This window comes from Pseudooceanicola aestuariicola (genome assembly GCF_045763785.1).
Taxonomy (GTDB): domain Bacteria; phylum Pseudomonadota; class Alphaproteobacteria; order Rhodobacterales; family Rhodobacteraceae; genus Pseudooceanicola.
Map to the genome: position 1 here is coordinate 1 of NZ_JBJGSF010000027.1, position 768 is coordinate 768.

Sequence of the window (768 nt, forward strand, 5' to 3'; positions counted from 1 at the left end):
GCTGCGCCTACACCTAACGGCTTAAGCTTGCTAGATAGACCAAGTCGATGACCCATTATACAAAAGGTACGCCGTCACAAGACTGGACACTAATGACAACCTGATGGTCGTTAGAACGGTATCGAAAACCTGAATTGCAAGGTTTCGAGACCGGGGTTTACGGCACTGAGTTCACCATTCGACCGATGGTCGTAGCTGATGCCGAAACGCATCCCATTTTTGGCTTCGTAACCAATCTCTGCCCCCGACCGAAATTCGATCGTATGACCAAGATTTGGCCCGCCACCCTGCTTATACAAGCCGGGCATCAGATGCAGCTGAGCGTAAAGCCCTGTGTCTGCAAGCTGTGCGGTCCAAGCTGCACCTGCACCGATCCACGCGTCGCCGCGTTGGGTCACAGATGCGCCGATGACGGGTTGGAACGGGCCGTAGGTGCGACCGAAGTCGTACCTCAGGTAAATCTCGCGATCTACCGATGCACCCTGGAACTGTACGTCCCCTGCGCTGAGCGATAACCGCCCGGTTTCCTCACCCTGGGCAAGGCACCCGTTTCCGCAGTGGTTGAACCCCATGTCGGTCAGCGATGCGACCACAAATAGGGCTGCCAGTGTTCCATCCATTCGTCTGCTCCTTCATGCGATAGGCATGTCGTAATACAGACTATTGGGATTGTCATTAGAGTCCAGTCAAGCTCCGACTGATTGTAGGCGTTCGGTTTCAGGTACTGTTTCACTCCCCTCGTCGGGGTGCTTTTCACCTTTCCCTCAC

At 54.7% G+C, this 768-nt stretch carries 1 rRNA gene; it reads right to left on the reverse strand.

The window, feature by feature from the left end:
• Positions 1-768 (reverse strand): 23S ribosomal RNA (locus tag ACI3GR_RS20130); the annotation flags it as partial.